The sequence below is a fragment of the Bauldia litoralis genome (assembly GCF_900104485.1).
GTDB lineage: Bacteria > Pseudomonadota > Alphaproteobacteria > Rhizobiales > Kaistiaceae > Bauldia > Bauldia litoralis.
On record NZ_FMXQ01000009.1, the window covers coordinates 170,845 to 190,435 of the forward strand.

Here is a 19,591-nt window from a genome sequence, read left to right on the forward strand (position 1 = left end):
CCCGGGAGAGCGTCTCGCCGTCTTGTCCATGGCTCGCCTTCGCGTCCACCCGATGGATGAAAGGATGAACCATGTTTGATGTCCAGCGAGTCGAGATCGAATGGGCGGGTCGCCCGCTCGTGCTCGAGACCGGCAAGATCGCCCGCCAGGCCGATGGCGCCGTGCTCGCCACCTATGGCGAGACCACCGTCTTGGCGACCGTCGTCGGCGCGCCCGAAGAGCGCCCCGGGATCGATTTTTTCCCGCTCACGGTCAACTACCAGGAAAAGACCTTCGCAGCCGGCAAGATCCCCGGCGGCTTCTTCAAGCGCGAAGGCCGGCCCAGCGAAAAGGAAACCCTGACCTCCCGCCTCATCGACCGGCCGATCCGGCCGCTCTTCGTCGATGGCTACAAGTGCGAGACGCAGGTCGTCACCACCGTGCTCAGCCATGACCTCGAGAACGATCCGGATATCGTCGCGATGGTCGCCGCATCCGCGGCACTGACCCTGTCGGGCCTGCCCTTCATGGGGCCGATCGCCGGCGCCCGCGTCGGCATGTCCGAGGGCGCCTTCGTCCTCAACCCGCTGATCGACCAGATGGAAGAGTCGAAGCTCGACCTCATCGTCGCCGGCACCGCCGACGCGGTTCTGATGGTCGAGTCGGAGGCCAAGGAGCTTTCCGAGGACGACATGCTCGGCGCCGTTATGTTCGGCCACAAGGGCATGCAGCCGGTGATCGACGCGATCATCCAGCTCGCCGAGCGCGCCGCCAAGGAGCCCCGCGCGATCAAGTCAGTCGACAACTCGGACCTCTACGCCAAGGCCCGCGCCGCCGCCGAAGACGACCTGCGCGGCGCCTATGGAATCCCCGGCAAGACCGAGCGCCGCGCCGCCATCGACGCGGTCAAGGCAAAGCTCGTCGCCGCGCTGATCCCGGAAGGGGCCGAGGATGCCCCGTCGCCGCAGCTCGTCGGCCAGATGTTCAAGAAGCTCGAAAAGGCGATCGTCCGCGGTGACATCCTCGATCGCGGCATCCGCATCGACGGCCGCGACGTCAAGACGGTCCGGCCGATCACTTCGGAAGTCGGCCTGCTGCCGCGCACCCACGGTTCGGCCCTGTTCACCCGCGGCGAGACCCAGGCGCTGGCGGTTGCCACGCTCGGCACCGGCGACGACGAGCAGTTCATCGACGCCCTGGAGGGGACCTACAAGGAATCCTTCATGCTGCACTACAATTTCCCGCCCTATTCGGTCGGTGAAACCGGTCGCATGGGCTCCCCCGGCCGCCGCGAGATCGGCCACGGCAAGCTCGCCTGGCGCGCGGTTCGTCCGATCCTGCCGGCGCATCACGACTTCCCCTACACGATCCGCGTCGTGTCGGAAGTCACCGAGTCCAACGGTTCGTCCTCGATGGCCACCGTCTGCGGCACCTCGCTGGCGCTGATGGATGCCGGTGTGCCGCTGAAGCGTCCGGTTGCCGGTATCGCCATGGGCCTGATCAAGGAAGACGAGCGCTTTGCCGTCCTGTCCGATATCCTTGGCGACGAGGATCACCTCGGCGACATGGACTTCAAGGTCGCCGGCTCCTCCGAGGGCGTCACCTCGCTGCAGATGGACATCAAGATCCAGGGCATCACCGAGGAGATCATGCGTGTTGCTCTCGCCCAGGCGCGTGACGGCCGCATTCATATCCTCGGCGAGATGCACAAGGCCCTGCCGGAGGCGCGTGCCGAGCTCGGCGAATATGCCCCGCGCATCGAGGTCATCACCATCCCGACCGACAAGATCCGGGAAGTGATCGGCACCGGCGGCAAGGTCATCCGCGAGATCGTCGAGAAGACCGGCGCCAAGGTCGATATCTCCGACGACGGCACGGTCAAGGTCGCTTCCTCCGATGGCAAGGCGATCACCGCCGCGCTGAACTGGATCAAGTCGATCACCGCCGAGCCCGAGGTCGGCACGATCTACCAGGGCACTGTGGTCAAGACCGTCGATTTCGGCGCCTTCGTCAATTTCTTCGGCGCTCGCGACGGCCTCGTCCATATCTCGCAGCTCGCCCCCAATCGCGTCGCCAAGACGACCGACGTGATCAAGGAAGGCGACAAGGTCTGGGTCAAGCTCCTCGGCTTTGACGAGCGCGGCAAGGTCCGCCTGTCGATGAAGATGGTCGACCAGGAAAGCGGCGAGGAGATCAAGGAAGAGAAGGCCGAAGCCGAAGCCGGCTGATCGCCGAATCATCTTCCGCGAATCTGAGAACGGCCGGCGATTTTCGCCGGCCGTTTTTTCATGTCCGATCGGCGGCGGCGACGCGGGAGACCGCGAAAGAAAGTTGCGTTGCGGACGCCGGATCATACGCTGAGCACGGTGGGAGCCGCCGAGAAGTTTTTGAAGCTTGCGTTCTTGCGCGTGTGTCGGGTTGCGCCTTCACAACCGTGGGCGCTTCCGTCTATTTCGACACCGGGAGAAGGAGGAGACAGTCGAGAATCGGTGCCTGGGTCGTCGCGGCCGGGATACCCGGAACGCGAGAAAAACTCTTGGTGCGAACGACTTTCCTCGGCCTGATCGGCCTGATGCTGTTGTACCTCCTGATCACCAACACCTGGATGATGATCGAATTGATGGGGCGCTAGCTCCGGTGGTCGTCGATAAGACGATCGGAGTCCGTCGTGCGACACTGGTCTCGTCCAGGTCGCCGGATTCCACCTGCATGCGAAACCCGCGGCTGGCGGTGCATGTCGCCTGACCTGACCCGGCAGCTTTGGCAGCCGATACAGTCTGGATGTTCGTTTGCTGCCGCGCGGGCCGCCGGTGGCAGGAGCTATCGGCTGGAGGCGGCTGCGCGCCCGGCCGTACCGACCGCCGCAAGGGTCGGTCGCCCGCCCTGAACGCGGTCGCGCCCGGCTTCCTTCGCGGCGTAGAGCGCCTCGTCGGCCCGGTGGACAAGATCGTCGTGGGCGCCGATGGTGTTGCCCCGGCCGAGGGTCGAGACGCCGATGCTGACCGTCACGATTCCCTTGTCGCTCCCCGAATGCGGGATCGCCAGTTCACGCACCGCGTTGCGAAAATCCTCCGCCAGCAGGACTGCGCCTTCCGGCGAGGTGTCCGGCAGGATGGCGGCCAGTTCCTCGCCGCCATAGCGCGCCGCCGTATCCGCCGGGCGCTTGATCGTCTGCTGCAGGCATTGGGCAAGCTTGCGCAGGCAGTCGTCGCCGGCGGGATGGCCATAGGTGTCGTTGAATGCCTTGAAGTGGTCGACATCGATCATCAGCAGGCTCAGCGGCGCGGCCGTGCGGGCGCCGCGCCTGAACTCGTGCTCCAGCGCCTCGTCGAAGGCGCGGCGGTTCAGGAGCCCCGTCAGGGCGTCGGTGCGGGCGAGCGCTTCGAGACGCTCGTTCAGTTCTGAAAGTGAGGCTTCAGCCTGCTTCTGATGGGTGATGTCGGAAATGACGCTGAGCGATGCGCCGTCGGCGATCGGCCGGACTCGGGCATGCAACCACCGTCCGTCGACGAGCTGGATTTCCTGGTCGCCGGCCTTGCCGAGCGAGGCAGCGACCCGGTCGATCCATTCCTCGATCTTGCCGGCCTCGACGCCCCCCTGTTCCCCGCGCTCGATCGTGGCGCGCAGGAGGTCGCGAAATTGCGTTCCCGGGACCCTGAGGTCAGCGGTCTTCGGGAAGAGCGTGCGATACTGTTCGTTGCAGAAGACCAGCCGCTCGTTCTTGTCGAACATCACCAGTCCATCCGCCATGAAGGTCAGGGCGTCGGACAGGCGTCGCTGGCTCTCGGCATACTCGTCTTCGAGCAGTTTTCTGTCGGTGATGTCGCGGTTGTGGGTGATCAGGCCGATGATCTTGCCGGCGTCGTCGCGAAGCGGCACCTTCATCGTCGACAGCCACGCCTTCGAGCCGTCGCGGTGGACCAGCCGCTGTTCGATCGTCATTGCCTCGCCGCCGGCGATGACCTTGTCCTCGTCGTCGCGGAACGCCTTGGCGGTATCGGGCGGGTAGAAGTCGAAGTCCGTGCGACCGACCAGCGCCTGCGGACTCTCGGCCATCATCAGCTCGGCCGTCCGCGGATTGGCTGCGGTGAACCGCCCGTCGAGATCCTTGGCATTCAGCGAGTCGGGCAGCGAATCGATGATCGCGCGATAAATCAGGTTGGCGCTGGCGGTTTCGCGACGCCGGTTCTCCTGAACGATCGCAAGTCCGGCGATGACGGTCGAGACGAAGATCAGGGCGACAGTCGGCAAGCCCGCCTTGGTAATGGCTGGCTGCCAGATCCCGTCGGGCAGGAAGAAGAAGCCCACCAGGCCCCCGGTTGCCGCTGCCGTGGCAAAGACAAAGACATCCCGCCGGTTTGGGCTGCGGCCGCGCAGCAGAAGGTGGCCGCCGATACCGACGCAGGTCGCCACGGTGACGCCAACCACGCCAGCCGGCCAGCCGATGCCGCCGAGGTGAAAGCGGTAGAGGGCAGTGACGATGCCTGTGGCGACGCCGACGACCGGCCCCCCGAGAAAGCCCGACAAGGCAATCAGCGTTGTTCGCAGGTCGGTAATGACGCCGGGCTGAATCTCGAAGGGCAGATTCATCAGCGCGATGGTGCCGCCGCTGGTCATCGCCGCGAGCAGCGCGAGATAGACCTGTCGGGGCCACCGACCGGTCAATTCCTGACTATGCGTCCAGACCGAAATCAGGATCGCAATAATAGCGAGGTTGGCGAGAAGCCCGCTCCAGGATGTGTTCGCGACGTCCATCGTTACCGATCTCATACTCGGCCGCCACGTTCGGCGGTCTGCCATGGTTAGGGGCGAAAGGAGAATCGATTGTGAGTCGCAGTCCGCTAACGTGTTTTATGGTGAATCAATTGCTACTTCTTTTGAGTACCTGTTCGCCGTTTTCAGCGAAATTCGACCGGCACACCCTTCTCGACCAGTCCCGCCAGCTCCTCCGCGTCCCAGTTGGTCAGGCGGATGCAGCCATGCGAGTTGGTCTTGTCGATTCGTGACGGTTCCGGGGTGCCGTGAATGCCATAGGTCGGCTCGCTGAGGTCGATCCAGGTCGTACCGATCGGGTTGTTCGGACCGGGCGGGATCGTCAGCTTGCGTTTGTTGTTGCCCTGCTGGAAGTTGACGGCCGGCCGGTAGTAATAGGCCGCGTCCCATGCCACCGCGTTGACCTTGTGAACACCCGACGGCGAGGGGAGCTCCTCGCTGCCAATCGTTGCCGGGTACGAGACCACCAGTCGGTTCGCGGCGTCGTAGCCGAGAAGCTGCTTCCGCGTTTTGTCGGCGATGATGTAGGTCACGGCGATGTCGGTTCGCGACGCCCCGGGATTTGCGACCACGATCTGCGAGCCGGGCGCGCCGAAATCAATGCCGGGATTCAGCCTGGCGAGCAGCGTCTCGTCCATATGGAATCGCTCCGCGAACATTTCGCGGGGTGTCCGGAAGGCCGACCGGTCGAGCTTGGCAAGCTCGCCATAGTCCGACGGCAGGTCGGGAATGAACGGACCGGCCAGGTCCTCCGGAGTGATCGTGTACAGGCCGAGCACTGCGTCCTGCGATGCGACGAGGCCCTGCCACACCGCTTCGTCGAGCACCCCGTCCTGAGGGGCGCCGATCGCCGCTTCCGCGGCGACGATCGCCTTGAGGACGTTGTCGCCCATGATGCCGTCGATCACGCCCGGCGAATAGCCGGCGCGGTCGAGCAGCACCTGGAGTTTGAGGACCAGAGGATCGGCCTTCTTGCCGCCCGGCAATTCGCCGCCTGTGAATTCGGCGAGGTTGGCTTCGTCCGCGGTGAAGCTGACGGTCTCCGGTGGCGCCGGTGCTTCGGCCGCCGCCGGATCCATCGCCGGTGCCGGTTCTCCGGCGGGGGCCGGCTCGGCGATCGGCGCCGGTTCGCCGACCGGAATCTCTTCGGGTGGGACGAGTTCGTCCTGTGCGCCGGCGATGCCTGGCATGAGGATCAAAGGCGTCGCGAGGGTCGTTGAGATCAGGGCGGCGCGAGCGGCCGAGCGGAATGTCATGGACAGGGTTCCCGGTGAAAAGGGCGCAAGGGCATAACGCGCGAGCGCCGGAAAGGCTCCCTGCTTTCTTGTCGGACATTAGGAGCGAAAGATGGCGCAACTAGCCGTTGTTGCGCGCTTTTCCTGCAAGAGCGGCGAGGGTGGCGCGAAGCGCACCGGGTGTCTCGACTGTCTCGGCGAAGTCCAGACGCGCCCGCTGCCCGTCGCAGGCCATGTCCAGGCCGTCCGGATCGACGCCCGTGACCGTCCATTGCCCGTCCCGCAGTCCGAGCAGCCGGGTTGCATAGAGGCGGACGGCGTCGGCGTGGTCGGCATTCATGTGCGCCACAGCCCCTTCCTCGCTATCGGCCAGTCCCGCCGGCGCCAGCAGCTTTTGGCGTTCCAGGTCGACGATTCGCCCGAAACCGGCAACGAGGTGAGCGTCAGTGAAAACAAGGCGATAGAAGCCGAAATCCCCGAAATCCGCATAGCCGGCCGCTGTCGGGTGGCGGGCAAGAAAGCGGCGCCGGGTCGCCGGATCGTCGTCGGCCACTACATTTCCGTTCAAGGTCACCCGACTCCCCGCCAGGGGATCGCCATTATGGCGGTTTTCCGCCGAAATCAGCAGGGAAGCGCGTGACTCCTTTTGGAGATTCCGCGTATGAGCGGCCAGCGTCGACAGGAGCAGCGTCGGTTCCCCGACCGCCGTCGTCGCCACCGCGACCATCGACGAAAACGGCCCCCCGTCACCCCTCAGCGTCGCCAGCCCCCCGATCGAGGCCACCCGCACAAGCCGCCGCGCTGCCTGCGCCGCAGGAATCCTGTCGTCGCCTGTCATTTTGCCGTTCGCTCTTTTCGCTGGAATCGCAACAGCTTGAACGCGTCGTTGACGGCCGGCGGCAAGTTGAGGCCTAGTGGCTGCTTGTTGTTGCCCTCCAAGCGATCGGTGCCCGTCATATGTCCAAGTACCACGATCTGTTTGCCCGCAACCGGCAATGGGCCGAGCGTATCAAGGAAGTCGATCCGGATTTCTTCGTCAATCTGTCGGCCCAGCAGACCCCGGAATTCCTTTGGATCGGCTGTTCCGACAGCCGCGTCCCGGCCAACCAGATCATTGATCTGCCGCCGGGTGAGGTCTTTGTTCATCGCAACATCGCGAATGTGGTCGTCCCCTCGGACCTCAACTGTCTTTCGGTTATCCAGTTCGCGGTCGAGGTGCTCCGTGTCCGCTACATCATCGTTGTCGGCCACTATGGCTGCGGCGGGGTGAGGGCCGCGCTGTCCAGCGAAAATCATGGCCTGATTGACAACTGGCTGGGTCACATCCGCAATGTCAAGCGCCTCCATGCCGACGCCTTCAAGGGCATTCCGGAGGGTGAAGAGACCGTCGACCGGTTGTGCGAACTCAACGTCATCGAGCAGGTCCACAACGTCTGCGCCACGACCATTGTCCGCGAAGCCTGGCAGCGCGGCGCCGACCTCAGGGTCGAGGGCTGGGTCTACAGCATCAAGGACGGCATCGTGCAGGGCCTTTGCTCGCGCGGCCCCGAGACGCTGGACCAGGATCGATACGCGCCCGTCGACATCCCGCCTTCCAGAGTGTCCGGCGCATAATGTATGTCCGTCGCGGGATCCATGTACATCACCTGCTCCGTGATTCATGGCCGTTCCTGATCGGCGTCTCACTCTGGTCGGGGATCGTTGTCTATCTCAACGAGATCCTGGAACTGCGGTTTCTATCCATTCCAATCGTGCCGGTCACGACAATCGGCATCGCGGTCTCGCTCTATCTCGGCTTCAAGAGCACCTCCGCCTATAGCCGTTGGTGGGAGGCGCGGCAGGTTTGGGGCGCAATCATCACCGGCAGCCGGGATTGGGGCAACAGCGTTCTCAATCTGATCTACGCCGACGGCAGAAAACTCGATCCCGCCGTTCGGCAGGACCTGATCAGGCGGCACATAGCCTGGGTGCATGCGTTGGCCTTCCAGCTACGGGCGAGGTCGCGGCTCAAGGCGGCCGGGGCCACCTACGCCTTTGGCCGTCGCCTGATCTTCCAGGATGCCGACTACCACCAGACCCCCGAAAGCTACCGACGGCTTCTGTCGGCGGAGGAGATCGCCGAGGTCGAGGCGACCGGCAACATCGCCACGCATCTCCTGCGCCGTCAGGGCGATCGCTTGCGGGAACTGGCCGAACAGGGCTTTCTCGACAGTTATCGACACGTAGCGATGATGGCCATGATCACCGCCCTGTTCGACGGCCAGGGGAAATGCGAGAGGATCAAGAACACGCCGTTTCCACGCCAGGTCGCGAATTTCGGCCTGATGTTCACCTGGATTTTCATCATCCTCCTGCCCCTCGCCTTCGTCGATTCCTTCGAGGCTGAGACCGCGCTTCGTTCCATGTCCGAGGAGGCGTCACTCGACTACCTGCTCCTGATGATACCGTTCACGCTGCTCATCTCCTGGGTCTTCCACATCATGGAGCGGGTCAGCGATTCGACGGAGGACCCTTTCGAGGGTGGTGTCGCAGATGTGCCGATATCCGCGCTCGCCCGGACGATCGAGATCGAACTCCTCGAGATGATGGGGGCCGGGGACGTGCCGGACCCGATGCAGCCGGTCGACGGCGTCCTTTACTGACCAGCGTCGCGCGGTGACGGGCTACTGGAACCGTTCGATTCCGAAAGGCCTCAGGCCCGGGTCGTCCCTGCCGCCGATCAGCGCCGAGACGTGGCGCGCCGTGGCGGCCGAAAGGGTCAGGCCCAGATGGCCGTGGCCGAAGGCGAAGACGATCCGCGGATCGCGCGGGTCGCGGCCGATCACCGGCAGGGAATCCGGCGTTGCCGGCCGGCGTCCCATCCACTCCGAACCCCCGGTTTCCGGCAGTGTCGGAATGAAGCGCCGCAGCGTCTTGCGCATCGCTTCACCGCGCAGGTAGTTCGGCGGCGCGTCGGGCGTCGCCAGTTCGACCGCGCCCCCGATCCGCAGCCCGTCGGCCAGGGGCGTCACCGCCATGCCGAACTGGGCGAAGACCACCGGCAGCGGAAGGTCGACCGGGTTTCCAGCCAGGGTGATGTTGTAACCGCGCTCCGCCTCAAGGCGCACTTTCAGACCGAGGTCGCGAACGATGTCACGCGACCAGACGCCGGCCGCGACGACGATCCGGTCGAAGGGCAGGTCGCCGCCCTCGGCGGTGATCACCGAGACCTCGCGGTCGTCGCGGTGAATGGCGATCACGTCATTTCGCGAGATCGTTCCGGCCGCGCGGATGCGCGCACGCAGCGCGTCAAGGACGGCGGCCGGGCTGGACACCATCCAGTAGTCGGGCACGAAGAGCGCGTTGCTGAAGCGACCGGTCAGGGCAGGCACCATGCGGCGCGCGGCCTCCGGCGCGATCTCGTTGACCTCGACCCCGTGCTGGCGCCGCTCCGTCCATTCCTTGCGTGCGGCGCCGTAGGCGGACGCGCCGTCGATGACATGGAGGGCGCCCGTCCGGGTCATGTGACGGGACAGGCCGCTCCGGCGGGCGAGCTCCTGATGGTCGGCAAGGGCCGATCCCATCAGGCCGGCAAGCGCGGCCGTCGCCGCCTCGACGCGGGTGGGATTGGCGGCGGCGATGAAGCGCATGAGAAAGGGCGTCAGCGCCGGCAGGTCGCGGAACTTGATCGCCAGTGGCCCCAGAGGGTCAACGAGCCAGCCGGGCACCGAGGACAACACGCCGGGGCGCGCCAGGGGCGTGATTTCCGGCAGCGCGATCAGCCCGGCATTGCCTGCCGATGCCGGTCGCTCGTCCAGCGAGCGTTCGAACAGGGTGACGCTGTGTCCGTCAGCGATCAGCCATGCCGCGGTGGCGCAGCCGACAATGCCGCCGCCGATGACGGCGATGGTTGCCATTGTCGCCTAGCCGGCGGGCAACGGCGCGGTTGTCGCGCGTCGCCGCTTTGTGGCCCGGGCCGCTCTGCCGCCGTCTTGATGCCCCAATATGACCATTCCCCAATGACAATAGTCTGCCCGGCAACCTACATGCGGCCGGTCCGGCGTCAACACGGGCGCGGCAGGCGCGGCAATTGGAGACAGGCGTCGCCGATAGCCGTCCCGTCGTCCCACGCGGTCAGACAGGGATCGCTGTGGTTGTCCGATACTGCACAGGGCGCAGGCGGCGGCATGAGTGCGGCGAGGCGCGTTTCCGGGCGGCGGAGCCATCGTCCGTGGTAAATTTAGGGTAATCCTTTGTTTGCGAACAGGCTATACACATCCTTTCGTTGTGACGGCTGTCACTTTCAGGTTCTATTTCCGTTGATAATTTCGACACTTGGGCGGTGTAGGCCTCGTGTGCGACAAGGTTTGCTTTAACTGACTTAAGGATCGATCGGCGTGGCCTCACGATCAAAGAAACCAGAAGCCGTGTCGGGCCGGTCGGAACTCGCCTCCGCGATCTACGATTGCCGGCGGGCCCTTGTCGGCATCGTCATTTTCAGCGGCATCATGAATATCCTGACGCTGACGGGCCCCCTGTTCATGCTGCAGGTCTACGACCGGGTCGTGCCGAGCCAGAGTATCCCGACCCTGCTTGCCCTCGGTGCGATCGTCGCCCTGCTTTACGCGGCGCTCGGCTTTTTCGACCAGATCCGGGCCCGGATCCTGGTCAGGATCGGCGCCTATCTTGACGAGGTCGTCCATCCCAAGGTCTTCAAGGCCGTGGTCACGATGCCGCTTCGCAACGCCCTGCCGGGCGATGGCCTCCAGCCTTTGCGCGATCTCGACCAGATCCGGACCTTCGTTTCCTCCGGTGGTCCCGCCGCCTTCGCCGACATGCCGTTTCTGCCGATCCAGGTGACGATCTGTTTCCTGATCGATCCACTGATCGGCTACGCCGTCATCGTTGGCGCTGTCGTCATCTTCTGCCTGACGTTGGCGACGGACATGTCCGTGCGGGCCGCGTCGCTCGAGGCGGCGGACAAGGGCGGCCAGCGTTTCGCCGTCATCGAGGCAGGCCGCCGCAACGCCGAGGTCCTGCGTTCGCTCGGAATGGCCGGTCGCCTCGCCGACCGCTGGGGCGAGGTCAACCGGTCCTACGAGGCCAGCCATCTCCGGGTGCTGGAGCGCTCCGGCGCCTTCGCCGGCGCCTCGAAGGTCTTCCGGATGATGTTCCAGTCCGGCCTGCTTGGCCTCGGCGCCTATCTGGTCATCGAACACGGCGCCTCCTTCGGCATCATCATCGCTGCGTCGATCCTCGGCGCCCGCGCGCTTCAGCCGATCGAGCAACTCGTCGCCAACTGGCGCGGTTTTGTCGGCAGCCGTCAGGCCTGGCACCGGCTGAACCGGCTGCTGGCCCAGTTCCCGACCACCGAGGAGCCGATGGCCCTTCCGCGGCCGACGGGAACCCTCGCGGTGGAGAACCTCGCCGTTGTCCCGCCCGGCTCGAGCCGGCCCTCCGTGGTCGATGTCAGCTTCAACCTGCGCGCCGGCAATGCGCTCGGCGTCATCGGTCCGAGTGGCGCCGGCAAGTCGTCGCTGGTCCGGGTGATCATCGGCGCCTGGGCGCCGGCCCGCGGGCGCGTGCGCCTTGATGGCGCAGCGCTGGAGCAATGGCATCCGGACATCCTCGGCCAGCACATTGGCTACCTGCCGCAGGATGTCGAGTTGTTCGCCGGCACGATCGCGGAGAACATCTCGCGCTTCGAGCCGGATGCGGACCCCGCCCTGATCGTCGAGGCGGCCAAGGCCGCCGGCGTGCACGATCTCGTCCTGCACCTTCCTGACGGATATACGACGGATATCGGCGAGAATGGCTCGTCGCTCTCCGCCGGACAGCGCCAGCGGGTCGCCCTGGCGCGCGCGCTCTACCGCGATCCGTTCCTCGTCGTGCTCGACGAGCCCAATTCCAACCTCGACGCCGAGGGCGACGCCGCCTTGAGCCGCGCCATCATGTCGGTCCGCAAGCGCGGCGGCATTGCCGTGGTCGTCGCCCACCGCCCGAGCGCCCTTGAAGCCGTGGACATGGCGCTTGCCATGGTCAATGGCGGCATGGCGGCCTTCGGGGAGAAGGAGGAAGTTCTGCGCAAGGTGCTGAAGCCGTCGGCGCCGCCATCGATCCAGGACCGGCAGCCCGAACCCGAAGGAGCTCCAAGTTGAGCGATGCCAAACAGCTGGCTCTGCCTTCGCCTGACGAAGAGCATCCGCACAAGACTTTCATCCGCCAGGGCCTGCGCCGCCATCTGCTGATCGGCGGTATCGCCTTTTGCGCCCTTGTCTTCGGGCTCGGCGGCATGGCCGCGACGCTGAATTTCTCTTCGGCGGTCGTGACCGGTGGCCATCTGGTCGTCAGCACCAAGGTCAAGAAGATCCAGCACGCGGAGGGCGGCACCGTCGTTGCGATCAACGTCAAGGACGGCGACCACGTCAAGGCCGGCGATGTGCTGATCGAACTGGACTCGACCATGGCGACGGCCAATCAGGCAATCGTCTCCAAGGGACTCAACGAGGAGCTCGCCCGCCGGGCTCGCCTCCAGGCCGAGCGCAGTGGCGCGGCCGAGATCTCCTTTCCCGATCTGCTGACCGCGCACGCGTCCGACCCGGATGTCGCCGAGGCCATGTCGATCGAGAGCCGCGCCTTCGAACTGCGCCGGACCGCCCGGGAAGGGCAGAAGAACCAGTTGGGCAAGAAGATTTCCGAACTCGAGCAGCAGCTCGTCGGCATCAAGGCGCAGGAAGACGCCGTCAGGCGGCAGATCGAGCTCACCAACGAGGAAGTGGCCGGCCTGCGCGGCCTGAAGGAGAAGGACCTGGTCGGGACGGAGCGCATGGTCGATGCCGAGCGGCGCGTCGCGCAGCTTGACGGCCAGCTCGGTCAGCTCGTCGCCTCGGCCGCCCAGATCGGGGCCGAAATCGCCCAGGCCGAACTGCAGATCCTGCAGATAGACCAGGACGTCCAGAGCGAGGCCTCGCGCGAACTCGCCGATGCCGGTTCGAAGATCAACGAACTGATCGAGCGCAAGATCGCCGCCGATGACCAGCTCAAGCGCCAGGACATCAGGGCGCCGATTGCCGGCACGGTCTATCAGCTCGCCGTGCATACCGTCGGCGGGGTCGTCGGCCGCGGCGAACAGATCATGCTCATCGTGCCGGAGAACGATCTCCTCGTCGTCGAGGCGCCGGTCCAGCCCAACCAGATCGACCGGGTGCATCCGCAACAGGAGGCGACGCTGCGCTTCACCGGTTTCGGGAGCCGCAATACGCCGGAATATGAGGGTATCGTCGAAACGGTTTCGCCCGACGTCGTCACCGACGAGAGAACCGGGCAGACCTATTACATGGCGCGCATCGCCATGCCGTCGCATGCGATTGACGAACTTCGCGACAAGCTGGTTCCCGGCATGCCGGTCGAGGTGTTCATCTCGACGGGCGACCGCACCGTGCTGTCCTATCTGGTCAAGCCGCTGGGCGACCAGATCATGCACACGTTCCGGGAGCGCTGACGGCTGGCTGCGCGGATGTGATGGGCGTCACAGACACCCGCCGCCGCGTGGCTTACTAGAATGGGTATGGGGACCAACACCCGACCAGATCAACCAACCCGGGAGGGGATCATGACGGACTTGGCTGTCGGAACATCGCCGACCGATTTTTTCTCCGCCGACGAGTGGATCGAGACCGACGGATACCTGCGCCAGTTTCTGGCGACCGCTGCAAGCTACGTGTTCTCCGGCGCCACCGCGGCAGCCGAGATCACATCCGGCGAGACAGCGGCGCGCAGCACCGAGAAGTGAGACCCTGGCCAGAGCCGGGTCGTTGAAAAGGGCCGATCCTCCGGGATTGGCCCTTTTTCTTTGCACGCCCGCGTAACGCAGCGACGGCAACCTGCGGTTCGTATCGGCAGGTTTTTGTGGCACAAGACTGCGCTGCGTGTTGCGCAGCGGTTGCTCAGGGGGGAGACGACGACTTGGACAGGGTGGGAATCGGCTTCATCGGCTGCGGCAATATCAGCGCGGCCTATCTCAAGGCGGCGCGGGACTTTCCGATCCTCGACGTGCGGGCGGTCGCCGATATCGCGCCGCAGGCGGCGGCGGCGCGCGGCGAGGAATTCGGCATCCCGGCGAAATCCATCGATGACCTGCTTGGCGATCCGGCGATCGAGATCGTCGTCAACCTGACGGTGCCGCTCGCCCATGTCGAGGTCGGCCTGCGAGCGATCGCCGCCGGCAAGCATGTCCATTCGGAAAAGCCGCTGGCCGTCACCGTCGCCGAGGCGCGCCGCCTGCTCGATGCCGCGCGTGACAGGGGCGTCAGGGTCGGCTGCGCGCCGGACACCTTTCTCGGCGGAGCGCACCAGACCTGCCGCAAGCTGATCGACGAGGGCGCCATCGGCATGCCGCTCGCCGGCACGGCCTTCTTCATGTGTCCGGGCCACGAGCGGTGGCATCCCAATCCCGGCTTCTACTATCTCGCCGGCGGCGGCCCGATGCTCGACATGGGCCCGTATTACATCACCGATCTCGTCAATCTGCTCGGGCCGGTTCGCCGCGTCGCCGGTGTTACCTCGCGAGCCCGTTCGGAGCGGCTGATCACCAGTGAGCCGCTGAATGGAACCGTGGTCCCGGTCGAGGTCGCTACCCACGCCGCCGGCACTCTCGAATTCGTCTCCGGCCCCGTGGTGACCGTCGTCATGAGCTTCGACGTCGCCGCCCACCGTCACCGGCCGATCGAGCTCTATGGCAGCGAGGCGGCGATGTCCGTGCCCGATCCGAACGACTTCGGCGGCGATATCGAGATCGCCCGGGCCGGCGGCGCCTGGGAGAGCGTCGCGACCGAGCACGCCCACGCCGACGGCAATTACCGCGTCATCGGCGTCGCCGACATGGCCCACGCCATCCGCGCCAACCGTCCGCACCGCGCCAGCGGCGACCTCGCCTTTCACGTCCTCGAAGTGATGGAGGCGATCCAGCGCTCCTCGGACGAGGGCGTGCATATCGCCATCGAGAGCCGCCCCGAACGACCGGCGGCGCTGGCGCCGGGCCTCCCGGCGGGCATCCTCGACTGAACAAGCACGATCCAGAATCGAAATCCGGGAGGAAGGGAAGAATGCGTGAAGCGCTAATCGTCTGGGGTGGCTGGAGCGGACATGAGCCGGAACAGGGCGCCAGGGTCATTGCGGGCATGCTCGAGGAGGAGGGCTTCAGCGTTCGCCTCGAAAATTCGACGGCGGCCTTCGCCGATCCGGCGATCGCCGACCTCAGCCTGATCGTGCCGATCTTCACGATGTCGAAGATCGAGAAGGAGGAGGTCGCCAACCTGACGCGCGTCGTCGAAGGCGGCGTCGGCCTCGGCGGCTATCACGGCGGGATGTGCGACGCTTTTCGCGAGGCGGTCGAGTATCAGTTCATGTGCGGCGGCCAGTGGGTCGCCCATCCCGGCAACATCATCGACTACCGGGTCAACATCACCGGGCGCGACGACCCGATCATGGCCGGCATCGACGACTTCGACTACCGGTCGGAGCAGTATTACTTGCATGTCGATCCGTCCAACGAGGTCCTCGCGACGACCACCTTCAACGGCGATTACGCCCCGTGGATCGACGGCGTGGTGATGCCGGTGGTGTGGAAGCGGCGCCACGGCAAGGGCCGCGTCTTCTACTCGTCGCTCGGTCACGTGGCCAGCGAGTTCGACGTGCCGGAGATGCGCACCATCGTCCGGCGCGGCCTTCTCTGGGCGGCCCGCTAGAGCCGCTGGAGCGCGAGGACCGGCCGGGGGCGCGTCTCAGCGAAAGTCGGCAGGGTCCGGCGCGTAGTGCGTCGTCGTCCATTCGGATTCGGCCGACACCGTCTCCCCGTCGACCACCGACAGGCGTGGGCGTGGGATGGTCGTGGTCGCCTCGCGCCAGCGATCGACCACGGCGGAAATGAATCCCATGTCGACGTCGCCGACGGACTCGAATTCCTGATCGCGTTCGCCGGCGCGCGAGCGCGGTATCTGTTCCTTCGGCACGTCCGAAAAGTGGAAGCGCGTCGGCAGCGCCACGCCCTCGCCGAAGGCGATCGCCTCGGCCGTTCCCAGCGACGGCAGGAAGTCGAGCAGGCTCGATCCGGCGTCGGGGATCGCCGAGCGAACGATCGCCTGGTCGCGATCGTTCGACATGCGCATGGCGAAGACCGTGCTGCATTGGGAAAGGATGGTCGGGTCGAGTTCGGCCGGGCGCTGGGTGACGGCGGCAAGGTAGACACCGTATTTGCGGCCTTCCTTGGCGATCCGCGACAGCGCCTTGCGGGTCGGGCCGAAGCCGAGACGCCTGTCGGCGGGGACGTAGCGATGCGCCTCCTCGCAGGCGACGAGGATCGGCGCCGCGCCGTCGCTCCAGGTGCCGAAGTCGAACGCCATGCGACAAAGCACCGAGACCACCGAGTCGACCACCTCGGCCGGAAAGCCGGCGAGCTGCATGACGGTGATCGGCTGTCCCTCGGGCGGAAGCCGCAACAGTTCGCTGATCACGTCGGTCATGATGTCGTCGACCAGCAGATTGTCGAACATGAAGGAATAGCGGCTGTCCTGGCCGAGCGTTTCGATCCGCGTCACGATGCGCTGGTATTTCGTCCAGGAGGAGCGGTTCTCCAGCTTGCCCATCCGCTCCTTGATCAGCGCGACGAGATCGGAAATCCGGTAGGGGACCGGGGTGTCGGCGGTGTGCCCACCCGCCAGCTTGCGCATCAGCAGGCGGTCGCGGCGGTTGGCGGCGAACTGCGCCTTGGCCGCCGGGATGAGCTCGGACAGGATCTCGGTCTCTTCCTCGACCCCCGGCCGGCCGCGGAAGAAGACGTCGACGATCTCCTCGAAATTGAACAGCCAGTAGGGCAGGCGCAGATTCTTCGGGCTCATCACCTTAGCCTGTTCGCCAAAGCAGTTACCGTATTCGTTATGCGGATCGATCAGGAAAATCCGCAGGTTGGTGTGCTTGTTGAGGATCTCGTTGAGGATCAGCGAGACGCTGGTCGACTTGCCGACACCGGTCGTGCCGAGGATGGCGAAATGCTTGTGCAGCATTTCGTCGAAATTGATGTAGGCCGGAATCGAGTCGTCGAGTTGCAGTCGCCCGACTTCGATGGTGTCGCCGCGGGAAATCCGATGGATCAGCTTGAGTTCCTCGGCGCCGATCTCGGCCAGTTGGTCGCCGATCGTCGGGTAGTCGGTGACCCCGCGCTGAAAGAAGGCGTCGGGCTCGCCGCGACGCCGGATCTCGCCGAGCAGATCGATGTCGGCGATCAGGTTGACGCCCGTCATGTCCGGCCGCTGCACTGCGGTAAGCTTGGCGATGACACCGACTACCCGGGAATGATGGGTCCGCATCGCGACGAGGCGACCGATCGTCAGCCGTGCCGATCCCGCCCCCAGTTTCATGGCGCCCTCGCCGAGGCGCGCGGTCGCGTGCGAGCCGTTGACCGATGTGATCTGCCCGATATCCGGTGCGTCGTCTTCCTGATGCATCGATCTGCGCTCCGAAGCGGCTGAAAACACACGGGCGGCCTCGGGGCCATCCGCGTTGATTGTAGAAAGGAAAGGTAAACAACCGGTCACGAGACGGGCGCCTGCGGGCCTTGCGGCGCGGCAATCCTTGCGAACGGGTGGCAGGAAGAGGGAATCCCGGTCGGGTCGCCCGCCGCGAAGGCAGGTGCGTCAGCTTCCAAGGTCCGGTATCGCCAACCCTGACGCACCGGCGAGGGCATCGAGCGCCGCGTCGACGACCTCCGGCACTGTTGGCCCGATATCGATCCGGACGAAGTCCTCGCCCGGGCCCGGCGGCTCAAGTGTCGCGAGTTGGCTGTCGAGCAGGCCAGGCGGCATGAAATGATCCTTGCGAGCGCCGATCCGGCCGGCCAGCGTCGCCCTGTCGCCGTCGAGGAAGAGAAACAGGATCGGCCGGCCGGCGGCGACGATCAGCCGCTCGCGATAGGCCCGCTTCAGCGCCGAGCAGGCGACGATCACGCCGCCCGGTACTTCGCCGATCGCCGTGCCGATGGCGTCCAGCCACGGCCAGCGGTCATCGTCGTCGAGCGGATGCCCGGACGACATCTTCCGGACATTGGCTTCCGGATGAAAGGCGTCGCCTTCCAGAAGCGGCAGGCCGAGCCGCTCTGCCAGTCCTTCACCGATCACCGTCTTGCCGCTGCCGGCGACGCCCATCACGACAACGGCTGTCGGTTTCTCATTCGTTGTCATGTGATCGATCCGCTTCCATCCCATCGTGGCGACGGGCATCGCGCCCGTTCGCCGAACGGGCGCGATGATCGCGGTTGGTGGCGGCATTGGCAATCGCCGATCAGAAACCCATCTGGCGGCGGCCGAGATCCGTCAGGTCCGCCTCGGTGGCGCGGCCGGTGAAATCCACCTCGAAATCCATCGCCGCGAAATCGGGGGCCGAGCGGCCGGCGACGAAGGCCTCGCGCTGGCGGGGGAGGTAGGCCCGGTTCTTCGGGCAGTCGGGCGCCGAGCCGATGTAGATGACGCTCGCATACTCCTTGCCGGCATGCTCGTCGGCGACGGCGTGGCAGATGTCGGTGTGCCACCACACCGTATCGCCGGGCCGGACTTCCGGGATCGACACCTTGGCGGCCATCATCTCCGGATGCCACGCCTCGCTGACGCCGAGCGCTCGGCCGGGGGCGGCGCCGCACAGGTCGTTGTCGGCCACGTCGTCCTGCAAGGCGCGCAGCAGCACATAGGAAATCCCTTCGGCGATCGGCACGAGCTGCAGCGTCCCGTCCTTCGGTCCCTGCCGGGTGAGCGCTGTCCAGCCCTGGTAGGTGCGGAAGACACTGGCCACCGCCGGCGAGGGGATTTCGCGCGTCTCGAGCCGGTGGGTTCCGTCGAACGGGTCGTAGCCCCGCCAGTCACCGGCGAAGACGCGCTCGTAGACGCTCTGGTAGCCGGGATCGATCCACCGCTCGACGGTGCCGGCGTCCATGTGCGGCGACAGGCCGAGCGTCGTGTCGCCCGGCTGCCGCCGGCGGACGCGGTCCGCATAGGCGCATTGCAGGTCGGGGTCGAAGACCCCTTCGAATTTCCACAACCGGTCGAGGAAGGACCGGGTCGCCGCCAGGCTCTCGCCCTGCCGGGCATGCACCTGCGGCTTCGACCAGTAGACGTTGAACACCTGCGGCTTGCCGGCTTTCAGGGCCGAGAAATACTTGTCGAGGCTGCGCTTCTCGACCTCCTTTTCCTCGTAGCGGTTGGTGTCGAGATACTCGGTCAGTTCGGCGAACCAGTCGCTTGCCTGTTCCTCCGGATAGACGCCACGGACGATGGCGCAGCCGGTGCGGCGGATCGCCTGTCGGGTATCGTCGCTGACGGTGCCGGCGGCGATGTCCGCATAAGCGACCTCGGGGATGACCTGGCGGCCAGCCGCCTGATCGGCCTGGATCGCTTCCGCCGCCCGCGCGACATGGTCGCGCACCTCGGCGAAGGCGCGTTTCAGGTCGGCGCGGCGCGGCGCCATCTGCTGCTTGAAGGCGATGATCTGGTCCGAGACATCGCGGTCCATCTCGACACGTGCCGTGCTCATTCGTCTGCTCCTCCCTGAGATGGATCGCGTCTCATCCGCGCGTCCATCCG

At 65.7% G+C, this 19,591-nt stretch carries 15 protein-coding genes; 8 read left to right on the forward strand and 7 right to left on the reverse strand.

Going from position 1 to position 19,591, the window contains the following annotated elements; genetic code table 11:
* Positions 1–71: 71 nt before the first annotated feature.
* Positions 72–2,207: a polyribonucleotide nucleotidyltransferase gene (gene pnp / locus BLT60_RS19900; protein WP_090879252.1), complete on the forward strand. Its 2,136-nt coding sequence runs from the start codon at positions 72–74 to the stop codon at positions 2,205–2,207.
* Positions 2,208–2,799: 592 nt separating this feature from the next.
* On the opposite strand, the gene BLT60_RS19905 is transcribed toward pnp, so the two are convergent.
* The 3 genes from BLT60_RS19905 to BLT60_RS19915 all read right to left on the reverse strand — a co-directional run bounded on the left by BLT60_RS19905 (position 2,800) and on the right by BLT60_RS19915 (position 6,825).
* Entirely contained in the window at positions 2,800–4,734 is a 1,935-nt protein-coding gene (locus BLT60_RS19905) for a diguanylate cyclase (RefSeq protein ID WP_090879254.1), read from the reverse strand.
* A gap of 143 nt (positions 4,735–4,877) precedes the next feature.
* Positions 4,878–6,008, reverse strand: coding sequence for a L,D-transpeptidase family protein (locus BLT60_RS19910; RefSeq protein WP_090879256.1), 1,131 nt, complete (start codon positions 6,006–6,008; stop codon positions 4,878–4,880).
* 100 nt (positions 6,009–6,108) lie between these two features.
* Positions 6,109–6,825 carry a HugZ family pyridoxamine 5'-phosphate oxidase gene (locus BLT60_RS19915; protein ID WP_090879258.1) on the reverse strand — a complete coding sequence of 239 codons (717 nt, stop codon included), beginning with the start codon at positions 6,823–6,825 and terminating at the stop codon, positions 6,109–6,111.
* A gap of 119 nt (positions 6,826–6,944) precedes the next feature.
* On the opposite strand from BLT60_RS19915, the gene can reads away from it, so the two are divergent.
* Together can and BLT60_RS19925 are read left to right on the forward strand one after the other, a co-directional pair.
* Positions 6,945–7,601, forward strand: coding sequence for a carbonate dehydratase (can, locus tag BLT60_RS19920; RefSeq protein ID WP_090879261.1), 657 nt, complete (start codon positions 6,945–6,947; stop codon positions 7,599–7,601).
* The gene (locus BLT60_RS19925; RefSeq protein ID WP_090879263.1) at positions 7,601–8,629 is read left to right on the forward strand and encodes a bestrophin family protein; all 1,029 of its coding nucleotides are present in this window, start codon (positions 7,601–7,603) and stop codon (positions 8,627–8,629) included. The genes can and BLT60_RS19925 overlap by 1 nt, the downstream gene beginning before the upstream one ends.
* Before the next feature lie 21 nt (positions 8,630–8,650).
* Here the strand turns inward: BLT60_RS19925 and BLT60_RS19930 are convergent, their stop codons facing one another.
* Positions 8,651–9,883 carry an NAD(P)/FAD-dependent oxidoreductase gene (locus BLT60_RS19930; protein ID WP_090879265.1) on the reverse strand — a complete coding sequence of 411 codons (1,233 nt, stop codon included), beginning with the start codon at positions 9,881–9,883 and terminating at the stop codon, positions 8,651–8,653.
* Between the two features lie 480 nt (positions 9,884–10,363).
* Between BLT60_RS19930 and BLT60_RS19935 the strand changes: the two genes are divergently transcribed.
* From BLT60_RS19935 to BLT60_RS19955, 5 genes are all read left to right on the forward strand, one after another.
* Entirely contained in the window at positions 10,364–12,124 is a 1,761-nt protein-coding gene (locus BLT60_RS19935) for a type I secretion system permease/ATPase (protein ID WP_244521356.1), read from the forward strand.
* A complete protein-coding gene (locus tag BLT60_RS19940; RefSeq protein ID WP_244521357.1) occupies positions 12,121–13,467 on the forward strand; it encodes an HlyD family type I secretion periplasmic adaptor subunit in 1,347 nt (448 codons plus the stop codon). Before BLT60_RS19935 ends, BLT60_RS19940 begins: the two co-directional genes overlap by 4 nt.
* A gap of 111 nt (positions 13,468–13,578) precedes the next feature.
* Positions 13,579–13,758: a hypothetical protein gene (locus BLT60_RS19945; RefSeq protein WP_090879267.1), complete on the forward strand. Its 180-nt coding sequence runs from the start codon at positions 13,579–13,581 to the stop codon at positions 13,756–13,758.
* Between the two features lie 173 nt (positions 13,759–13,931).
* The gene (locus tag BLT60_RS19950) at positions 13,932–15,029 is read left to right on the forward strand and encodes a Gfo/Idh/MocA family protein (RefSeq protein ID WP_090879269.1); all 1,098 of its coding nucleotides are present in this window, start codon (positions 13,932–13,934) and stop codon (positions 15,027–15,029) included.
* 41 nt (positions 15,030–15,070) lie between these two features.
* Positions 15,071–15,712 (forward strand): ThuA domain-containing protein, encoded by a 642-nt coding sequence (locus BLT60_RS19955; protein WP_090879271.1) that lies wholly within the window; start codon positions 15,071–15,073, stop codon positions 15,710–15,712.
* 36 nt (positions 15,713–15,748) lie between these two features.
* On the opposite strand, the gene BLT60_RS19960 is transcribed toward BLT60_RS19955, so the two are convergent.
* From BLT60_RS19960 to BLT60_RS19970, 3 genes are all read right to left on the reverse strand, one after another.
* Complete coding sequence (locus BLT60_RS19960; protein WP_244521358.1) at positions 15,749–17,467, reverse strand: ATP-binding protein; 1,719 nt, start codon at positions 17,465–17,467, stop codon at positions 15,749–15,751.
* A gap of 189 nt (positions 17,468–17,656) precedes the next feature.
* A complete protein-coding gene (locus BLT60_RS19965; RefSeq protein ID WP_090879359.1) occupies positions 17,657–18,199 on the reverse strand; it encodes a gluconokinase in 543 nt (180 codons plus the stop codon).
* A 100-nt stretch (positions 18,200–18,299) separates the two neighbouring features.
* Entirely contained in the window at positions 18,300–19,541 is a 1,242-nt protein-coding gene (locus BLT60_RS19970; protein WP_090879273.1) for a YbiU family protein, read from the reverse strand.
* Between the last annotated feature and the right edge of the window lie 50 nt (positions 19,542–19,591).